The organism is Parabacteroides sp. AM17-47, assembly GCF_003434625.1.
GTDB classification, from domain to species: Bacteria; Bacteroidota; Bacteroidia; order Bacteroidales; family Tannerellaceae; genus Parabacteroides; species Parabacteroides distasonis.
The window spans coordinates 84,191-105,201 of record NZ_QTLI01000017.1 but is presented as its reverse complement, the minus strand read 5'-3'; the positions used below and the strand labels follow the sequence as shown (position 1 = coordinate 105,201).

At 48.1% G+C, this 21,011-nt stretch carries 15 protein-coding genes and 1 riboswitch; of the genes, 5 read left to right on the top strand and 10 right to left on the bottom strand.

All coding sequences use genetic code 11. The features are described from left to right. Positions 1-7: 7 nt before the first annotated feature. From DW205_RS14750 to DW205_RS14740, 3 genes are all read left to right on the top strand, one after another. On the top strand, positions 8-3,133 hold the full coding sequence (locus DW205_RS14750) for an efflux RND transporter permease subunit (protein ID WP_005862340.1): 3,126 nt from the start codon (positions 8-10) through the stop codon (positions 3,131-3,133). Between the two features lie 230 nt (positions 3,134-3,363). Beyond that, positions 3,364-4,041, top strand: coding sequence for a response regulator transcription factor (locus DW205_RS14745; RefSeq protein WP_005862338.1), 678 nt, complete (start codon positions 3,364-3,366; stop codon positions 4,039-4,041). Continuing rightward, on the top strand, positions 4,038-5,213 hold the full coding sequence (locus DW205_RS14740; RefSeq protein WP_005862336.1) for a HAMP domain-containing sensor histidine kinase: 1,176 nt from the start codon (positions 4,038-4,040) through the stop codon (positions 5,211-5,213). The genes DW205_RS14745 and DW205_RS14740 overlap by 4 nt, the downstream gene beginning before the upstream one ends. Here DW205_RS14740 and DW205_RS14735 read toward each other — a convergent pair. Next, on the bottom strand, positions 5,164-7,122 hold the full coding sequence (locus DW205_RS14735; protein WP_005862335.1) for a biosynthetic peptidoglycan transglycosylase: 1,959 nt from the start codon (positions 7,120-7,122) through the stop codon (positions 5,164-5,166). The two genes, DW205_RS14740 and DW205_RS14735, sit on opposite strands and share 50 nt — an antisense overlap. 112 nt (positions 7,123-7,234) lie before the next feature. Here DW205_RS14735 and DW205_RS14730 point away from each other — a divergent pair, with 112 nt between their 5' ends. Continuing rightward, positions 7,235-8,233: a 2-hydroxyacid dehydrogenase gene (locus DW205_RS14730; protein ID WP_005862334.1), complete on the top strand. Its 999-nt coding sequence runs from the start codon at positions 7,235-7,237 to the stop codon at positions 8,231-8,233. 101 nt (positions 8,234-8,334) lie between these two features. Next, complete coding sequence (locus DW205_RS14725) at positions 8,335-9,171, top strand: patatin family protein (RefSeq protein ID WP_005862333.1); 837 nt, start codon at positions 8,335-8,337, stop codon at positions 9,169-9,171. Between the two features lie 40 nt (positions 9,172-9,211). Here the strand turns inward: DW205_RS14725 and thiC are convergent, their stop codons facing one another. From thiC to cobJ, 9 genes are all read right to left on the bottom strand, one after another. Further along, entirely contained in the window at positions 9,212-10,909 is a 1,698-nt protein-coding gene (gene thiC, locus DW205_RS14720) for a phosphomethylpyrimidine synthase ThiC (protein WP_005862332.1), read from the bottom strand. Between the two features lie 11 nt (positions 10,910-10,920). Continuing rightward, the gene (locus tag DW205_RS14715; RefSeq protein ID WP_005862331.1) at positions 10,921-11,649 is read right to left on the bottom strand and encodes a thiamine phosphate synthase; all 729 of its coding nucleotides are present in this window, start codon (positions 11,647-11,649) and stop codon (positions 10,921-10,923) included. Next, on the bottom strand, positions 11,640-12,236 hold the full coding sequence (locus tag DW205_RS14710) for a thiamine phosphate synthase (RefSeq protein ID WP_005862330.1): 597 nt from the start codon (positions 12,234-12,236) through the stop codon (positions 11,640-11,642). The genes DW205_RS14715 and DW205_RS14710 overlap by 10 nt, the downstream gene beginning before the upstream one ends. Then, entirely contained in the window at positions 12,229-13,077 is an 849-nt protein-coding gene (thiD, locus tag DW205_RS14705; RefSeq protein WP_005862329.1) for a bifunctional hydroxymethylpyrimidine kinase/phosphomethylpyrimidine kinase, read from the bottom strand. Before thiD ends, DW205_RS14710 begins: the two co-directional genes overlap by 8 nt. Continuing rightward, positions 13,072-13,169: riboswitch (TPP riboswitch) on the bottom strand. (Overlaps the previous gene by 6 nt.) A 103-nt stretch (positions 13,170-13,272) precedes the next feature. Further along, positions 13,273-14,502 (bottom strand): BamA/TamA family outer membrane protein, encoded by a 1,230-nt coding sequence (locus DW205_RS14700; protein WP_005862328.1) that lies wholly within the window; start codon positions 14,500-14,502, stop codon positions 13,273-13,275. Between the two features lie 152 nt (positions 14,503-14,654). Then, a complete protein-coding gene (gene cbiD, locus DW205_RS14695; protein WP_005862327.1) occupies positions 14,655-16,589 on the bottom strand; it encodes a cobalt-precorrin-5B (C(1))-methyltransferase CbiD in 1,935 nt (644 codons plus the stop codon). Continuing rightward, positions 16,589-18,370 (bottom strand): precorrin-4 C(11)-methyltransferase, encoded by a 1,782-nt coding sequence (gene cobM, locus DW205_RS14690; protein ID WP_005862326.1) that lies wholly within the window; start codon positions 18,368-18,370, stop codon positions 16,589-16,591. Before cobM ends, cbiD begins: the two co-directional genes overlap by 1 nt. Then, positions 18,367-19,566, bottom strand: coding sequence for a bifunctional cobalt-precorrin-7 (C(5))-methyltransferase/cobalt-precorrin-6B (C(15))-methyltransferase (locus DW205_RS14685; protein WP_005862325.1), 1,200 nt, complete (start codon positions 19,564-19,566; stop codon positions 18,367-18,369). The genes cobM and DW205_RS14685 overlap by 4 nt, the downstream gene beginning before the upstream one ends. Then, positions 19,563-20,975 (bottom strand): precorrin-3B C(17)-methyltransferase, encoded by a 1,413-nt coding sequence (cobJ, locus tag DW205_RS14680; RefSeq protein ID WP_005862324.1) that lies wholly within the window; start codon positions 20,973-20,975, stop codon positions 19,563-19,565. The genes DW205_RS14685 and cobJ overlap by 4 nt, the downstream gene beginning before the upstream one ends. Positions 20,976-21,011: the final 36 nt, after the last annotated feature.

Sequence of the window (21,011 nt, the reverse complement as noted above, 5' to 3'; positions counted from 1 at the left end):
AGACGATATGCACACATTCATAGATAATATCATAACGTTCTCCCTCCGGAACAAATTCTTTATCTTCTTCTGTACCACGATCGCCGTAATCGCCGGTATCACCAGCTTTATCCATACGCCGATCGACGCGTTTCCGGATGTGACGAATACGAAGGTGACGATTATCACCCAATGGCCGGGCAGGAGCGCCGAGGAGATCGAGAAGTTTATCACGATCCCGATCGAGATCGCCATGAACCCGGTACAGAAAAAGACGGATATCCGGAGCACGACCCTTTTCGGTCTTTCCGTCATCAACGTGATGTTCGAAGATAAGGTGGATGATTTCTTCGCCCGCCAGCAAGTTTATAATCTCTTGAACGACGCCGACCTGCCGGAAGGGGTCACGCCGGAAGTGCAGCCCTTATACGGCCCGACCGGCGAGATCTTCCGCTATACATTACGTAGCGATAAGCGTTCCGTCCGGGAATTGAAGACCTTGCAGGATTGGGTGATCGAGCGGAAGTTGCGGGCCGTACCCGGTGTAGCGGATATCGTCAGCTTCGGAGGAGAGGTAAAGACATTCGAGGTTAGCGTCAACCCGAATCAACTGATCAGTTACGGGGTAACGACCTTGGAACTTTATGACGCTATCGCGAAAAGTAATATCAACGTAGGCGGCGACATGATCACGAAAAGCTCGCAAGCCTATGTCGTGCGGGGTATCGGCTTGATTAACGATGTAAAAGAGATCGAGAATATCGTCGTAAAGAATATCAATGGCACGCCAATCCTTGTCAAGCACTTGGCTACCGTGCACGAATCCAGTCTTCCCCGCCTAGGGCAAGTGGGCCGCATGGAGGAAGATGATGTCGTACAAGGCATCGTTGTCATGCGAAAAGGGGAGAACCCCGGCGAGGTAATCGCCGCCTTGAAGGATAAGATCAAGGATATCCAACAAAACGCCTTGCCGGAAGACGTGCGAATCGTATCGTTCTACGATCGTGAGAATCTGGTAGATCTGGCGGTCAAGACCGTAACACATAATCTGGCGGAAGGTATTCTGCTGGTAACTTTCATCGTATTAATCTTCATGGCGGATTGGCGTACGACGGTGATCGTGTCGATCATTATCCCGTTGGCACTCCTCTTCGCCTTTATTTGTCTCCGGGCGATGGGGATGAGCGCCAACCTCTTATCTATGGGAGCGATCGACTTCGGTATTATTATCGATGGCGCCGTCGTGATGGTGGAGGGGCTTTTCGTGGCATTGGACCGGAAAGCCCGTGAAGTAGGCATGCCCGCTTTCAATTTGATGAGTAAGATGGGTATTATCCGTCATACGGCGAAGGACCGTGCGAAAGCGGTTTTCTTCTCTAAGCTGATTATCATCACCGCCTTGGTCCCGATCTTCTCTTTCCAGAAGGTGGAAGGAAAGATGTTCAGCCCGCTCGCTTATACCTTGGGGTTCGCCTTGTTGGGAGCGTTGATCTTTACGTTGACATTGGTACCCGTCCTATCTTCCATGCTATTAAAGAAAGAGGTGCGTGAGAAACATAATCCGTTCCTCGCGTGGATCAATCGGAAGTCGATCGGTATTTTCGACTGGTGCCACGCCCGTAAGAAGCGGACGATCACGTTCGCCACGCTGGTAGCTGCCATAGGTATCTGGTGCTTCACCTTGTTGGGCAGCGAGTTTCTCCCGCAACTGAACGAGGGCTCTATTTATATCCGTGCGACCTTACCGCAAAGTATATCTTTGGATGAATCCGTTACGTTGGCCAACCAGATGCGCCGGAAGCTGGCGGCTTATCCGGAGGTTCGTCAGGTCTTATCGCAAACCGGCCGGCCGAACGATGGCACGGACGCGACAGGTTTCTACAACATCGAGTTTCATGTGGATATATATCCCGAGAAAGAGTGGGAAAGCGAACGCTCGAAAGCGGGTCTGATCGAGAAGATGCAAGAGGATCTGGCGATCTATCCGGGCGTGGATTTTAACTTCTCGCAGCCTATCTCGGACAATGTAGAGGAAGCGGCCAGCGGCGTGAAGGGTTCCATCGCCGTGAAGGTCTTCGGTAAGAACCTGTACGAGTCGGAGAAGATGGCGGTAGAGGTTTTCAAGGTCTTGGAGACCGTAGACGGTATCGAGGATCTGGGCGTTATCCGGAATATCGGCCAGCCGGAGCTGCGGATCGAGTTGAACGAGTCTCGTTTAGCCCGCTACGGCGTGGCCAAGGAGGACGTGCAATCCATTATCGAGATGGCGATAGGAGGTAAGAGCGCCTCCCTGCTTTATGAGGACGAGCGTAAGTTCAATATCATGGTCCGCTACGAATCTGCTTTCCGCCGTAGCGAGAATGAGATAGGCAAGATACTGGTTCCGGCAAAGGATGGTTCCATGATTCCTATCCGCGAGCTGGCGGATATCCATACGATTACCGGCCCGTTGATTATCTACCGGGATAACCACGCTCGTTTCTGCGCCGTGAAATTCTCGGTCCGGGGCCGCGACATGGGTAGCGCCGTGGCTGAAGCCCAGCGGAAAGTGGAGAGGCAGGTAAAGCTCCCCGAAGGCTATACCTTGAAATGGACCGGAGATTTCGAGAACCAACAACGGGCTACCAAACGCTTGGCCCAAGTCGTCCCCGTAAGTATAGCGATCATCTTCGTGATCCTATTCGTCCTTTTCGGCAACGCCCGGGATGCCGGACTGGTCTTATTGAACGTGCCTTACGCCGCCGTCGGAGGTATCTTGGCCCTATTAATCACGAGTTTCAACTTCTCGATCTCCGCCGGTATCGGCTTTATCGCCCTCTTCGGTATCTGTATACAGAATGGCGTGATCATGATATCGGACATCAAGAATAACCTGCGGGAGAGGCATCCTCTGGAAGATTCGATCAAGATGAGCGTGAAATCAAGGGTACGTTCCGTATTAATGACCGCCTCCATGGCCGCTATCGGCCTGCTTCCGGCCGCCTTGAGCCACGGTATCGGATCGGAAAGCCAGCGTCCTTTGGCGATCGTGATCATTGGCGGATTAATAGGGGCCACGTTCTTCACCCTCTTTGTCTTCCCGCTGATGGTGGAGGCTTTTTATCGACGAATGCTTTATGATAAGAACGGTAAATTAGTGCAACGTAGGTTGTAATTGCTATATTTGTAGCAAGAAAGTCCGGAACTATTAGGGAGGGCGACTGGAGTTATTATGCGAAAGGATTATACTTACTGATCTTTTCACGGCTGTGAAAAGATCATATCACAGAGGTGAAACGATCGTATCACAACCGTGAAAAGAACGTTTCACCTCTGTGATACGATTAGCATCACCCTAAGTACGCATTACTAATGATGGACATTCTTATTAATACATACGATACAATGGCGAAGATATTATTAGTAGAAGACGAGGTAAACATCGCCTCTTTTATAGAAAGAGGCTTGCGGGAGTTCGGGCATGAGGTATATGTCGCTTACGACGGTGCCGCCGGTTGGGAACTGACACAGAAGAACGATTTCCAATTGCTGATTCTGGATATTATAATGCCGAAGATGAACGGCTTGCAACTTTGCAAACAGTATCGGCAACGGTTCGGTTACCATGCCCCCGTGATTATGCTGACCGCCTTGGGAACCACCGAGGATATCGTTAGCGGGCTGGATGCCGGGGCGGATGATTATCTGGTAAAACCTTTCAGCTTCCAAGAACTCGAGGCCCGCATAAAGGCGTTATTACGTCGATCGGGAAACGAATCCGTCCATATGGCTCTCCGGTGCGGGGATCTGGTCTTAGATCCTCCAAGCCATCGGGCTATACGGAATGGGCAGGTCATCGATTTGACCGTAAAGGAATATAGGCTCTTGGAATATTTCATACAGAACCAAGGAACGGCCTTGAGCCGGATGAACTTGCTAAAGAATGTCTGGGACAAGGATTTCGATACCAATACGAACGTGGTCGATGTTTACGTGAATTATTTGCGCACGAAGATAGACAAGGACTTCGAACCTAAGCTAATCCGTACCGTAGTGGGTGTGGGCTATATGATGGAAGCATGAAGACAGGAAACAAGATCGCTCTCTTTTACTCGGCCATTACCATAGGCGTGATAGCCGTCGTGACGCTTGTCTTCTATTTGGTTTCCACGAGCTATATCTCTCGCCTGTACTATTCTTACCTGACGGAAAAAGCCTATGCCACGGCACAGAAGCATTGGGAGAAGGACGAGACCGACGACGAGAGCTATGCCCGTATCCAACAGCGTTACGAGGAAACCCTTCCCGTCGCTACCGAGATATTGCTGAACGCCGATAGCTTGGAGACCCGGCAAGTGCTGTCCCGTTATCTGGACGCCACGCAGGTGAGATCTCTATACCAAGAGGATATCGTTCACTTCAAGCACGATACGCAAATGGGAGCGGCTTTGTATTATCCCGACAACGAGGGGAATTTCATCGTGATTGTCCTTTCCGGGAATCAGTATGGGATGGATATCCAGCATCGGATCGGCTGGCTGTTGCTGGGATTGATATTGGTTAGCTCGGTATTGATCTATTTTGTCGGCAGACTATATGCGACCCGGATGGTAGACCGGATCGACGCTGCTTACCAAAGTGAGAAAGCGTTTATCAGCAACGCCTCGCATGAGTTGAACAATCCACTGACAGCCATTCAAGGCGAATGCGAGATCAGCCTGCTGAAAGAGCGCTCCCCGGAGGAATACCAAGCGGCATTAAGACGTATCGCCACGGAGACGAGCCGTATCATACAATTGATCAAACACCTGCTGTTCCTGTCGCACGGGGATAAGGAGATCCAGAAAAGCGCGATGGAGACGATCTTCCTAGCGGACTTCTTGATGCAGTTCTCCTCGGCCCGGATCTCGTTCTCCCCGGATAATTTCTCTTATATGATCAGTGCCAATCCCTATTTATTGAAGATAGCGATCAAGAATATCTTGAGCAACGCCTGTAAGTATTCGGACGATAAACCGGTAGAGATGCGGCTTCGAGGCAGTGTCTTGACCATATCCGACCGAGGTATCGGCATTCCTCCCGAGGAATTGAAACGAATCTTCCAACCCTTTTACAGGGCGAGCAATACCCGGGAATACGCCGGGCATGGTGTCGGGCTAAGCCTCTCGCTACGCATATTGAGCACCTATGGGGCGAAGGTGAATATTATTTCTGATCTAGGGGTTGGGACGAGCGTGGAGATCGACTTTGGGTAGCCGTCAGATATTCTTTAGCCGGACCTGTTATTTCGACAGACTCCGGCGTTACCCCTACCGCCTCTTCCGAAGATATAAGTCCGCGATCTACCAAGCGATCCAGTATTATCCTGTAAAAATCCTCATAATACGGCTTCAACCGCAACCCGTCGAAGCAATAGCGGACCTGTTTGGGCTTGGGGATAATACTGGCCATAAAAATGCACTCGGCAAGGTTTAATTGGGAAGGTTCCTTCGCGAAATAATAACGTGAGGCCTCGGCGGCTCCATAAATCATGGGACCCCATTCGGCGATGTTCAGATAAACCTCAAACATCCGCTCTTTAGAGGTCAGATGATTGCTCTCGATCAGCCATACGATTAACATTTCCTCCAGTTTGCGGGCGATCGTCTTATTACGGCTCAAGAATACATTCTTCACCAATTGCATGCTGAGCGTACTGCCGCCACGGGCGAAACGTCGTTCCTTGATATCCTGTATCAACGATTCCCGGATAGCGCTTGGAATAAAACCGTTGTGATAAAAGAAGCCGGCATCCTCACTCTGCATGATCGCTAAAGGAAGATAACGGGATACGGCGTTGAACGGGCGGAAAGAGGGATTCGCCGGACCGATCTCGAAAGAGCGTACCGGCTCGCCTTGCTCATAGACAGTATATTCAAATGGCTCATTCATCTTCCGCAAATCCGTATTCCCATAGGCAAGGATCTGGAAGTCCTTCGCTTTCAAAGTAGATTCCAAGATCAAGCTGTCTACCTGTCCGAAATCCAGATCCAATCGAAAATGATAGGAGAGGGTACCTTCTGTTCTCAGGCCTTCCAGATTGTAGAATAAGCCTTTAGGCAGGGAGGAGAACAGTTGATCCGCAGGGAAATCCCTTTTATTCACAGAGGCCGTGATTTGCCAACTGGTATCTTTAACGATCTTCAGATAAGGATGGAAATCCAGATGATTAAACCGGATATCACTGACGCTATCTAATTCGATATAGTTCTTACCGATGTTTGTCCGGAAGTGTATAGAGCCTTTATCCAGTAAGACCGTGTCCGGAGATATACGCTCTTGGTGGATGGTAAGCCCGCTCACATAGGCGCTTCCGAGTAAGGATTGTATGTCTTCTTCTATTTTAGGTCCCTTAAGCTCGAAGGCCAAGGTGTCGAAACGTACCGATGCCCCCCAACGATATTCCAGAAAAGGAAGAGGAATCTTCGTATGCTCGTCGGCGTAGAGACGGGCTTTCACGAGTCGCTCCTTATCAGAGAGAGAGCCTTCGCAAATCCATTCGCTACGAACTCCGTTCTCCGTGCTGTTTATATGCGTAGAGAATTGATTGTTAGCAAGATTGAGTTCGGGTATCTCTAGTATTAGTTCATCTCCTTTATTACTATAAGAAACACATAAATCATGTACCAAGGCATTTCCGGGCAATAAATTGAAAAGTAGACTAAGGGAGCGTTCAGCCTTGCGTGCGTAATCCCGTTCCTTATCATCTACAGCTGTTTCCACTGGCTCACCTGGGTGATTCGATGGTTTATAAAGGAAATCAAAATTAGCTCTCTCTCCCTTCTTAATAAAATGAATATGCAAATTATCCGCTTGTACACTCTCTATGGAAGGGGTAAGTAGCAATAATCTGCCAAGCTCCAGTTTCGCTTGAAGCCTGTCCGCATGTATCAACGTATCAGCGTCAACCGGGATAACGGTCAATCCCTCCATACGTACGGTACTCAGCCCCATCAACCGGATCTTATCATAGCGTATGTCAAGATGATGCCTTTCGGCAAGTTTACTCAATTTATGTCCCGCATACGCCCCTAAGATCAAGTCGATGCCCCAAAATGCCATAAACAAGAGAAAGCCAATAAAAATAAGAACTGCTATAAAAGATCTTTTATGGGATTGATTCATGCTCATCTATATTGTTACCCAGCGGACAAAAGTACTATAATTAAACGAATGGATTTCTTTTTCGATAAACAATCAAGGGCTTAATTTAGTTATATTAAAAAACTAAAGTTATATGGCGTATAAGATTGCGTTTTTTGGTGCTAAACCCTACGACATCGCTTCTTTCGATAAGATCAATGAGCGGTATGAGTTCGATATTCGTTACTATAAAGGACATTTGAATATCAATAATGTCGTCTTAACCCAAGGGGTAGACGCAGTATGTATTTTCGTGAACGACACGGCTGATGCCGCCGTAATAGACGCTTTGGTTGCCAATGGTGTGAAACTGTTGGCGCTTCGTTGCGCCGGTTTTAATAATGTGGATTTGAATGCCGCCAGGGGGAAATTACCGGTCGTACGCGTACCGGCCTACTCACCCTATGCGGTCGCTGAATATACGTTGGCCTTGATGTTATCGTTAAACCGTAAGATACACCGGGCATACTGGCGTACGAGAGATGGCAACTTCTCCTTGAATGGCTTGATGGGATTTGATATGCATGGCAAGACCGCCGGTATTATCGGTACCGGAAAGATCGCCAAGATATTGATTCATATCTTAAAAGGATTGGGGATGCGTGTATTGGCAAACGACCTGTATCCGGATGAGAAATTCGCCAAGGAGGAAGGGATCACCTATGTCTCTTTAGACGAGTTATACAAAGAGTCCGATATCATTTCCTTGCATTGCCCGTTGACCGACCAGACCCGTTATCTGATCAACGACGATTCGATCGCCAAGATGAAAGACGGCGTAATGATTATCAATACGGGACGCGGGTTACTAATTCATACCAACGCCTTGATCGAGGGATTGAAGACCAAGAAAGTATCTGCCGCTGGATTGGATGTCTACGAGGAGGAGGGAGACTATTTCTACGAGGATAAATCGGATAAGATTATCGATGATGATGTCTTGGCCCGTCTGCTCTCGTTCAACAATGTGATCGTTACTTCCCATCAGGCGTTTTTCACGAAAGAGGCTCTGCATAATATCGCTGAGACTACCTTGCGGAACATCAAGGATTTCGAGGAAGGCCGTCCCTTAGTGAACGAAGTGACCAAGTAAATTCTAAAAAGGAACTATTATTTATCGCTGATTTATTATATTTTTGTGGCCATTGCTTGGTGGGAACCCAGCAATGGCTTTTTTAATTCAGAGGTATATATATGGAAATAGATAGTCAGACAGGTTTGGTGTTGGAAGGTGGCGGAATGCGTGCCATATTTACGGTGGGAGTATTGGATTATTTTATGGATCATGATATTTGGTTTCCTTATACGATCGGAGTATCGGCGGGCGCGAGTAACGGAATCTCGTATGCTTCCCGCCAGCGGGGACGCTCCCGTTTTAGCAATATCGACCTATTGAAGAAATATAATTACATAGGTCTTCGTCATTTCTTACGGGGGAGGGGATATATCGATCTGAATTTCTTGTTTTATGTCTATCCGGATTTGTATTATCCGTTGGATTACGATACCTATTTCAAGTCCAAGGATCGGTTCGTTATGGTCACGAGCAATTGCTTGACGGGTAAAGCGGAATATTTCGAGGAGAAGAAAGATAAGAAACGTTTGGTGGATATCTGTAAAGCATCTTGCACCCTACCGATCCTCTGTCCAATTACGTATGTAGACGGGATACCGATGGTCGACGGAGGCGTATGCGACGCCATCCCTATCCGACGGGCTATCGCTGACGGCTTCTCCAAGAACGTCATCATCCTTACCCGTAACAAAGGCTATCGGAAAGAAGAGAAAGATTTTTACCTTCCCGGCTTTATTTATAACAAATACCCGGCGATCCGGGAACAGTTGCGACTACGATACCGGCAGTACAACGAGGTCTTGGATTACATAGACCAACTGGAGGCCGAAGGAAAAGCCTTCGTCATCCGTCCGCAAAGCCCGATTAAAGTCGGTCGTACCGGAAGCGACACAAAGAAACTGGAAGAACTATATGAGGAAGGCTACGAATGCGGAAAACAAATCACTCAATTGTAGAGACGGGGCATGCCCCGTCTCATCCCCTCAAAACAGTATTTTATTTACAACCTTGCAAATCCTTACTTAACCGCATAGCGCAGAAATTAGGACCGCACATCGTACAGTACTCTCCATCCGTAACAGCACTCTCCTTATAATACTGTAAAGCCCTTTCCGGGTCCAAGGACAAATTGAACTGGTCTTTCCAGCGGAAATCAAAACGGGCCTTGCTCAACGCGTTATCACGTACCTGAGCGCCGGGATGCCCTTTCGCCAAGTCAGCGGCATGCGCCGCTATCTTATAAGCGACCACCCCATTACGCACGTCTTCCTTATTCGGCAATCCCAAATGTTCCTTCGGCGTAACATAGCAGATCATAGCCGTCCCATGCCAAGCGATTTGCGCGCCACCAATAGCCGACGTGATATGATCGTATCCAGGAGCGATATCGGTCGTCAACGGGCCCAACGTATAGAACGGCGCTCCATGGCAGGCATACTGTTGTTCCTTCATATTCTCATGAATCTTATTCATGGGAACATGGCCCGGGCCTTCGATAATCACTTGTACGAACTGCTCCCAAGCTATTTTCGTCAGTTCTCCCATCGTGTGAAGCTCGGCGAATTGTGCCGCATCGTTCGCGTCATAGATAGAACCCGGACGAAGCCCGTCTCCGATAGAGACCGCCACGTCATATGCCTTTAGTATCTCGCAGATTTCGGCGAAATGTGTGTACAGGAAGTTTTCCTCGTCATGAAGCTGCATCCATTTAGCCATGATCGATCCGCCTCTGGAGACAATCCCCGTCAGGCGAGTCGCCGTCAGCTCCACATGTTTACGCAACAAACCCGCATGGATCGTGAAATAATCCACGCCCTGTTCCGCCTGCTCGATCAACGTATCCCGATAGATCTCCCAAGAAAGGTCCTCTACCTTACCATTCACCTTCTCCAAGGCTTGATAAATAGGAACCGTACCCATCGGAACCGGGCAGTTACGGATAATCCACTCGCGCGTCTCATGGATATTATCGCCGGTAGAGAGATCCATCAACGTGTCTCCGCCCCATTTACAACTCCATATCGCCTTCTCGATCTCCTCGTCGATACCGGAGGAAAGAGCGGAGTTACCGATATTGGTATTGATCTTTACCAAGAACTTCTTACCGATAATCATCGGCTCGGCTTCCGGGTGATTGATATTCGCCGGGATGATCGCGCGACCGGCGGCGATTTCCTTGCGGACGAACTCCGGCGTGATATACGACTTCAGTCCCAAAGCCTCGATTTGCTGGTTCTCACGAATCGCCACGTACTCCATTTCCGGAGTGATAATACGCTTCTTCGCATAATACATCTGGGTGATATTCTTACCCTCTTTAGCCCGGAAAGGCAAGTATCGCTTGGGAAAACGCAGGGAATTCAGACTCGCGTCCGCCAATCGCTCACGGCCATAAGCGGAAGTCAATTCCGGCAATTGAACCACATCTTTACGCTTACCGTACCACTCCTCACGTATACGAGGAAGTCCTTTAGCGATATCAATCGATATCTTGGGATCGGAATACGGGCCGCTCGTATCGTAAACGATTACCGGATTGTTCTTCTTGAAGATTCGCTCTCCATGCTCATCCAAAGTTACCGTGTCCAACAATTTAATCTTACGCATACCAACCTTGATCTTATTGATCTCGCCCGGGACATAAATCTTTTCCGAGGACGGATAGGAAATACGCATATTCTTTTTAGTAGCCATATGTATTTAGTTTAGTACTTATTGATTTCCTCTATAAACCGGCGGGTTTCCTCCACGGGATCGGGGGCATTGATAATCGCGCCCGAAACAGCGATTCCGGTTATACCCGTCTCCATCAAAGGGCCTACGTCTTCCAGCGTAATACCACCTATCGCGAAGATAGGAATATCAATGCCAGCCTCCTTGCATTGAGCGATAATTTTACGATAACCTTCCAGACCTAAGATGGGACTCAAATTCTTCTTGGTACCCGTAAAGCGATACGGCCCTAGTCCGATATACGAGGCGCCTCGTTCTACGGCCAGCCGGATATCCTCGAACGTGTTAGCCGTAGCCCCGATATAGAAGATGGCATTGGAATCCAACTTGTCTTTCAGTACTTCCCAAGCGATATCCAAGGGCATATCATTCTTACCCAGATGACAAGCCGTAGCGCCACATGTCACGGCAGCCTCCAGATCATCGTTTACGCAGAAATCCACGATTCGCTCACATTCTTCCGCGCAGATAGTGGCACATGTACGTACGGTATCCTCATAAATCCCATCCTTCATGCGCAACTGTATCCATGAGCACCCTCCTTGGATTGCCATGCGTACCTCGTCGCATTCCGTATATTTAGGCGTACGATGCGTTATAAACATCAAGCGATTGTTTCCACCAAAAGGGGGGCGTAATCCGGTTGTTCTCCGACCGACTCTTCCATTCTCATCATATCCGAAATAATAATTTAAGGCCATACTTGTAATCGTTTGAATTGTTTTATGAGTTGATCCGCGACTAGAAGGGAGGGATCGTTTCCCCAAAGGGCTCCGAGAACGGCGACACCGCCGAAGGGGATATCTTTTAATTTCGTTATTGTCTGCGGGCAGATTCCTCCCAAGGCAATCACCTTATCATCGATGATGCCCTTCGCGTTTCGCAATCCATCTAAGGGGAATCCGCTACCATATCCTTCTTTGGATATACTCTGAAAGATCGGGCTAAGGAATACATAGTCGCATACCGGTTTATACTCGATAATCTCTTCCAGACTATGGCAAGAACGACTTATACTGCCTTTATATAAAGGTGGAGCTTCCGGGTTCCTCTTGTTCAAATGGACTCCTCCTAAAGCCCTTTCTTCTGCCAAGGTAAACCAATCATGAAGAACGATCCTGTCGTAATAGGCCGGAGAGATGTTATCCAATAAGCCCTCCAATTCATCACGTTTACAATCCGGTTTACGTAGATGTAAACGAGACATTCCTTCCGCAAATAGAAGTTCGATCAAAGAAGCTTCATCCGCGAAAAAATAAGGTGTAGTAATTACGACCAGCTTATTCATGATTCCATCGGATTTTATGAAGGGCAGAGGGTGAGAAGAAGTGGTTTACAGGTCCGTGCCCTTTTCCCATGCATACATTTGCCCCGTGAACGAGCGCGTTATTCATATATTCCTTGGCTAATCGTACGGCTTCCACCAATGAATGGCCGAGTGCCATATAAGCGGCGATGGCGGACGATAGCGTACAGCCCGTTCCATGGGTATTGAAGGTCTCCACTGTTGGCGAGACCAGACAAATCGGATTATTCTCATTGATAAATAACCGATCCACCGTTTCTACTCCGGGAATATGCCCCCCCTTGATCAATAGAGCGTTACATCCTTTTTCCTGCAATTTCCGGGCGGCAAGTAAGATATCCGCCTCGTTATTGATTTTTATACCGGAAAGATATTCCGTCTCGGGAATATTCGGAGTAAGCAGTGTCGCTTTAGGGAACAACTCATCCATGATGGTTCGGATGGCGTCATCCTCCAATAATTTACTTCCGCTCGTGGATATCATCACTGGATCTAAAATGATAGAAGTCTGTTGGAAGGAAGGTAAAGTTTCAGATACGACCTTTACGGCATCCTTGTTATGTAGCATCCCTATTTTTACGGCATCTACGATGAAATCCTCAAGAATAGCTTCGATTTGTCCTCTCAAAATCTCGGGAGAGATCGCTTGGATCCCTCGCACTCCCTGTGTGTTTTGAGCGGTTATAGCCGTTATCGCCGAGGCTCCAAAAACCCCCAGCGAGGAAAAAGTCTTAATATCCGCTTGTATTCCGGCACCACCGCCACTATCAGAGCCCGCGATCGTTAAAGCTACCGGATAACGGTACGTTTCATTTTTATCCATCTAACATTCGTTTTTCTTACGGCGGCATTACCCGCATCAAGTAGTAAGGGTATGATCTCAGCCCATATAGTATGGCACCCCTTCGACGACGCAAACTTAGTGAAAAAAATCGATATTAAGATATTTCCGGCTTTTAAACGATAATTTTAACGCAAGGTTATACTTCCATAAATCGTAGACGGGAGCCTTCTGGTTTTAGAAGGCTTCCGTCATATTCATATAAACCGCCATCCCTTTTTGGTTCGGGTCTTTGCCTACGTCTAGGCGGAAGTTCTTGCCGGGTTGCATTTGGATACGTAAGCCTACGCCGTAGTTGAACTTCCATTTATTCCAGTCTACGATAGGAGCGTTTCCGATCGTACCCGTGCCGACCCAGCCAACAAAACCACACTTCGCCCAGAAATTACCGCTCTTATATTTCTCCACGCTGCCGAACATATGACGATACTCCAGAATCCCATACGCCATGGTCTTGTCACGGTACTTGCCCCAATAGTATCCGCGAAGATCGAAAGGAGAGCCAAACGAAGGAAGCTCCGTAAAAGGAACGTTTCCCACACCGATTTGTGTCTTGGCGATCCATGCCAAGGTGCTACGAGGACGAAATACTTGCTGGAATTGGCGGTATTCTAACTCGAACATCTCATAATTATATGCACCGCCTAAATACTTTCCATACACTTTAGCGATCGCGCTTAGTAACATACCGGAACTTGGGGTCGCCACGTCATTTCGTGTATCGTATTGAATCAAGCCGCCGACACCGATATTGACATAATCTCGTTTGAACTTATTGAAATAAGGATCTTCGGCCATCACCGGGTTGATATCATCTGATTTGCTGAAATTAATATCAAAAAGAGGACCCGTATATAAATGAGGCCTAACTTCCCATACGAAACGGGGATATAGTTGGAAAGAACTCTTATGGAATTTCGTTGTCGAGTCGCTCTTCTCGATTTGCTCGATCGTCTCATAGCCTTTCCCGAAATAATGCGAAGGTTCGTTCCGATAACCGTAACTGATATAAATACGGAAGCGATTCTCGTTGAAGAATAAGGTACCGGCACCGGCAAAAACGAACGTCCCGTTTAAGGTAATATTAAATCCCGCAGGGATAAACGATCGTTGGGATATCGTATCATTCTTGTTTAAGCGAAAGCTAGCCAAAACCGCGCCACCTACGCCAAAGGAGGCTTCCGGCGTGTAAGACGGTCCGCCAAGGATAGACCACCAGATCCTTTTGTTGGCCCGTATGGAGTCTTTATGTAATTGTTTATGATAACGTTGTATTTGCTTTTCGGTCATAGGCTTACCATCCAGCATCAGCACTTCTTTCGGAATCGTGTCATTGGAAATGCCTTGCGCCTTTACGGAAAAGGCGAATAGAAGGCAGGCCATATAAATTAAAAGATATCTAAACATTATTTTAATCAATATTTAGAGGGCAAAAGTACGAAATCCTCCTAATATGTATTCTTAAAGAATCCCTAATAAAAAAGAATAAACAGCTAAAAAGAAATGCTATTACAGTCTGGGGGGTGTAGAGACGTAGCGTGCGCGCTGCGTCTCTACAGCTAAGATTGGTACAAGACCTTGCCCTCTTCGGATATTAACAGCAAGGTTAGTTCGCCGTCGGGAAGGATAGGAGCGCAATACGATTTACATTTTTGTAAAAGTAATGGGAAGAAACGATTTTGTTCTTTTTCCGCAAGAAGCTCCCATAATTCACGGGCCAACGTAATCCGATTGATTGCATCTACGGTCGCCTCCTCGCATTTTGCTTCTTTCGCTACATCTTGAAGGAAGCCTTTGTTCATGACGACTTTTTTGCTGTGTGTATCCAGGAAACCTTCCGCAAGTTTCACCGCCTTGCCGATCATGATACCTAAGATAACCTGCTTGAAACCTAAATCGGCAGCGATCTTTAGCGTCTCTCCGATAAAGTTCCCATAATGGACGAATGATTGTGGAGGCAAAGAAGCGTATAAGCTCCGAAGGTAGCGTTCACTCTTCGCCCCGGAATTAATAACCAACGTCTCGCAACCTATCGCTTTGGCGACACTGGCTTCTTTCCGTATCGAGGCGATAAAAGCGTCCGATGAGAAAGGACGCACGATTCCGGATGTCCCGATAATGGAGATTCCCCCGATAATTCCAAGTTTCGGATTGAAGGTACGTTTCGCCAACTCCTCGCCACCGGGAACCGAGACCGTGACAATAGCGACGGAATCGGGTGAGGGCAGGAGTGGAATCAGCTCTTGCCGGATCATCTTACGGGGCGTGGCGTTTATAGCCGGGCCGCCGACTTTCAAGCCGAGTCCCGGAAGGGTCACGGTTCCGACTCCTTCACCTGCTTGGAAGATGACTCTTCCCGTATCGTCGCTTTCTGTTTCTTGACAATATTCTTCTTGTGCCATTACCGTGGCACGCTTGTGCCATCGGCTTGGCACAGCTGTGCCATCACCGTGGCACGACTCTGCCACGGCGATGGCACAACCGGATACATCGAGAGATAATTGAACAGTAACCCGGATCCGGCTATGATTCGTCACGTCCGGATCATCCCCAGACTCCTTGATCACGGTACAGGTGGCGGAACACCCGGCCCATTCGGTATAGGCTACCGGCAACGTTATCTGTTCTCCCGAGGGTAATGTTATCTGGCTTTCTGTTTGTTCCTTCCGTGATAATAAGGCCAATAAAGCGGCTTTTGCGGCGGCGGTAGCACAAGCTCCGGTCGTATATCCGCTTTTCAAGGGAAAGAATTCGGGTAATAGGCGTTCGATTTGTTTGCGCAATCCGTCTTCACCATACACTCGGTAGAAAGTTTCCGGTAATGCGGGACGCTTCACGACAAATACTGGTATTCCGAATTGGCGGGCAGCGTTCACTTTATCCGTAAAATAGCCGGAGAAACCACTTTCCTTTGTCAAGATCGCATCCGGATGGAGTTGCTCCAACAACTTTAACTCATCCTCACCTTCTCGATAGAAAACCAGACGTTCTTGGGGGAAGCCCTGCTTCTCGGCCAACGACAAAGATTCCTCCCGCTCCAATATACGGAACCAAGTGGTATGCGATCGCCAATAAGGGCGGAGCGGGGCAAGGGTGTTCACGCCACTGAGGGCAAGTAGCCGTTGGATACCTTTGTTTTCCATTTGGTGAATTGCGTCTGCATAACTATCGCACCAAATCAAGTCCTCATCACGAGGTGGATACCGACGTTCGTAACGGATCACCGGAATCTGTAAACATTTCGATACTTTTTCGATCGTTTGGTGTAACACTTGAGCGAAAGGGTGTGCCGCATCAATCAATAGCTTAATCGCGTGGTCACGACAAAAACACTCCATTTCCTCCGCATTCATGGCTCCGGTCAAACGGATTCCATGCGCACATTCAATGGATTGCAAAGTTCCTTTCGTAGAATAGTAATAGGTAGCGGCTGCCTCGTCCGCTACCCGCACAGCCACACGGCCTTCTGTCGTTCCTCCAAGGATCAGTATCATTACTTACGGAAAAGATGTTTGAATTCATCCGCATATAAGCGGGATAGACCCTTGCGATTATCGATGGCATCCCCGACGACAAGTAATGTTGTCAGTGTAAGATGATTCTCTTTTACGATTTTCGCGAGATCTTTCAGTTGCCCACGGTAGATCCGCTCGTCTTTCCATGTCAATTTATAGCAAGCGGCTACCGGAGTGGTTGGAGCGTAATGTCGCAATAATTCCTCTTGGACCTTCTCTACGACACCGGCGCTTAAGAAGATACACATCGTACTTTGGCTTTGAGCCAGTTTGTGCAGTTGCTCTTTCTCAGGCATGGGCGTACGTCCTTCGCCACGAGTGAGGATGATCGTTTGTACTTTCTCCGGAATCGTGAACTGGGAATAAAGAGCGGCGGCGGCGGCTTGGAAAGAGGAAATACCCGGAGTGATATGATAATCCATCCCGTATTGATCAAAGTAATTCATTTGCTCTTGAATAGCTCCATAGATGCAAGGATCGCCCGTGTGCAAACGAACGACAAACAATCCTTTATCATAAAACTCTTTCATCAACGCGAACTGTTCTTCCAGATTCATATCCGCCGAGCTTCGCACCGTAGCGCCTGCCTTCGCGCATAAGGTAAGTTCTTTCGGGACGAGGCTTCCTGCATACAGGATCAAATCCGCTTTCTCCAACATTTGCCGTCCGCGGATAGAGATCAAGTCCGGATCGCCGGGACCGGCTCCTACGATCTCGATATGTCCCTTGCGGCAGGCCGTCCGATCTAACGCTACGGCAAAGGTATATTCATTTCCTTTCCCTAAATCCGCTTTTTGCTTCTCGACCAAAAGCGGACCGCCATGAGCCGCATAAATGGCGGAAGCTTCCGATACACTTGGGGATTCGGTTACCTCCAGTACTTTCTCCGAGGGATTGGGTACCGGGATATCTTTCAGCTCCTCCGATGTATAGGTGTGGAAAGGGCATTCCATAACTCCATAAGCCAGTAATGTCAGCACCGGTTCGCATTTCTTTAAATCGATTGTATTTACATCCGCCAAAGCTTCCGGATATAGGCGTTTATCACGCAATACATCTTTAATATGTTCGTAAACGACCGTAGGATCGCCTTGCATATCCTTGCGGCAACCCATTCCTAGGTGGAGGACTTTCGGTATATAGGTGATCGTAGGGATGGAAGTATCGTATTGTTGGGGACTGACGATCATCAATAACTCATAGTCTTGCTGCGGTATCGCCTCGAAGGAATAAAAGATAGAGACATGAGACGGGACCGTACGCTCCAAATAATCCGTTCCTTTATCTCGTATATCAAGGAGTAGCGCTGTCGGTTTTCCATTGACAAAAGTGGAGATGGCGGCATTGCTATCTTTGACGATCAAGGTCCAATCGTATTTCTTCCCTAATGTATCGAGCGCCCATAGGTTTGCGTTGTCGCTTTGTGTCGTAATAATCGCTTCGGCTCCTAATAGGTTCGCTAACTCTTTGGAAAGATCGTTCGCTCCACCGATATGTCCGGATAAGACAGGAATCACGTATTTGCCGGTACTATCTATACAAACCACGGCCGGATCGGTATGTTTATCTTCCGCGAAGGGAGCGATACTGCGTACGCAAATTCCCATCGCTCCTATAAATACCAAACTACTGGATTCGTGAAAAACCTCTTTTGAGAAAGAGCCGAATGGTAAGATCTTCGCCTCGGGATAAGAAGCAAGAATTCGCTCAGCAAGCACCCGGCTACTATCGGATATTGGAATAATTGATATTGTACTCATAATTTATAAATAACATTCACGGTAATCGTATTAAAATCATCAATCGTGATACGGGTTTGGGCGGATATCCGAAGACCGGTTTGGCGGACCGCTTCCTCTAAAAGCGCTTTGCTTTCGTCGGATACGGAGTTGAAGACGATGACACCGCTCTCTTTCATCTTTTTGGAAACTACCATAAGGATCTCCACTAATTTCCCGCCATGTCCGCCGATAAAGATTGCATCCGGAGCCTCCAACGCTGATAAATCCACCGATAAGAAATCTCCGATTATAGCCTCGATACCCGGAGTCCCAAAACGACGGCAATTCTCAGTCATTAACTTTCGTCCCTCTTCCCGGATCTCAAAACTCGTGATATGCAAATGCGGGAACAGCAATTTAGCCTCTATCGAGACAGAACCCGTGCAAAAGCCGATATCCCAAAAACGTTCCCGGTTTCTCAGATCCAGCATGCTTAAAGATAACAAACGGATCGGCATTTTGGTTATCATCTTCTCCCGCCCGCTCAAATGCTCGAACGCGAAATCCGGCAGGCCGAACTTACGGGAATGCCCGTCACGCTCTTTCCGGAGAATCAAGCAATTCGGATGAACGAAATTATTCATTGCCGCGGCTTGTATACTGAATTGGCGGATGCTCTGCCGTTCGGTATTTCCTAACCGTTCTCCCACGAACATGGTATAATTATCATAGCCGTATTCCAGCATCCGGCGAGCGATAGTCGTAGGCGTATGTTCCCGATCCGTGAGCACGCCTATCTTAGACGCACTTTCGATCAAGGCACGATCGAACTCGTGCCAAGGCCGTCCGGTAAGGGAGACGATCCGCATATCGTGGTAAGGCATCAATAGATTTTGTGCCAAGAGTTGCAAGGAATTAAATGACGGGTACAGGCGGATTTGCGCATCCGGCAATCGGTTTTGAATCGTAACGGCGAATCCGAAAAACAAAGGATCTCCGGAAGCGAATACAACGATGCTTTCCCGACCGTCGTACGAACGATAGCGATCGAAGACCTCGTCCAACGGGACTTTTATATCGATCCAGTCCGCTTTCTCGGGCAAGAGCGAACGTACGATCTCATGATGCCGCACGCCTCCGGAGAACACCCGGTGGGACGAGATTATCTCCAATATCTCCGGCGGAAAGTATTGCCGCATATTATCATCCAGCCCTATGACATAAAATCGGTTCATACGTCTCTTCCCGGCTTTAATTGTTCTGCGTCATTAAAACAAAGGATGGCATTCACTAGCGTAGCCGCTAAATTACTACCTCCTTTACGACCTTCCACGATTAGTTTCGGTATACCGATAAAAGGTTTCACCATATGTTTGGATTCCTGCACATGTACGAAACCTACCGGAGCCGCGATAATGCCAGCTGGAGTGGCTTTACCTTTACGTATTAAATCGCATAATTCCATAAGGGCGGTCGGGGCGTTCCCGAAGACAAACAGAGCGGTCGGATGCTCTTCCACGGCCCGACGAATACCGGCTTGAGTACGGGTAATTCCTTTGCTCGAAGCCATCTCAGCGACCCGCTCGTCTTGAAGGTAGCATTTCACTTCGACACCCAGACGTTGCAGAGCTCCCTTACGAATGCCGGAAGCAGCCATCGTGACATCGGTGATGATCGTAGGAACTTCCCCGCCGCTGATCTTATTATATAATGTAGAGACAGCATCCGGGTCGGCATAAAGGATATTTTCCATATCGAAATCGGCCGTCGTATGAATGGCATGGAGTAACGCCCATTTCTTATCCAACGGGATCTCTTGGTTTTTCAATTCCTTCTCGATCGTACGGAAACTACGGATCATGATGTCCTGTCCGATACCCGTATCCATTTTCTTTTGTTTGATCTCGCCATAATATCCCCGGGGAGTGATCATATGATTCCCGGAAAGATATGTTTGTGAGTTTCCGATCAAGACTACCGTAAACATATCGATCTGCTCGGGGTCCAGATCTGCGAGCGTAGTGACGAATACTTCTTGCTCCTCCCGTCCGGCCTGACGTACATAACCGACCGGAGTCTCCGGCTTGCGTTCTTGCAGGAACAATTCTTTTAAACGATAGAGTTGCCAATAACGTCCCTCGCTTTTTGGATTATAGATCGCCGTAACAAAATCGGCCATGGCCGCCGCGTGAATCCGTTTCTCGATCAGTTCCCAAGGAGTCATCAAGTCTGAGAGGGAAATCACACAGAAATCATGTCCGATAGGAGCGCCAAGCAAGGACGCAGCTTTCTGGAAAGCGCTGATGCCCGGATACGACTCGATCTCGATCTCGCTTCCGGATTCTTTCTTCATCTCATAAATCAGAGGAGTCATGCCATAAATACCGGCGTCACCGGAACTGATCACGCAAACCGTCTTTCCCTCGTTGGCATAAGCGAAAGCTTGCTCGGCACGAGCTTGCTCACGTTTCATACCTGTATCTATACATTCCGTTCCCTCACGAAGCAAGTGGGTGATAAAACGGAAATAATATTTATATCCTATGATGACATCCGAGCTTTGGATAGCGGCCAAAACCGCAGGCGTTATATCGGCCTCGCTACCGGGGCCGATTCCGGCGACTATAATCTTGCCTTTATTCATTCAAATCTATTTTATAATACAATGTTCTCAATAAAT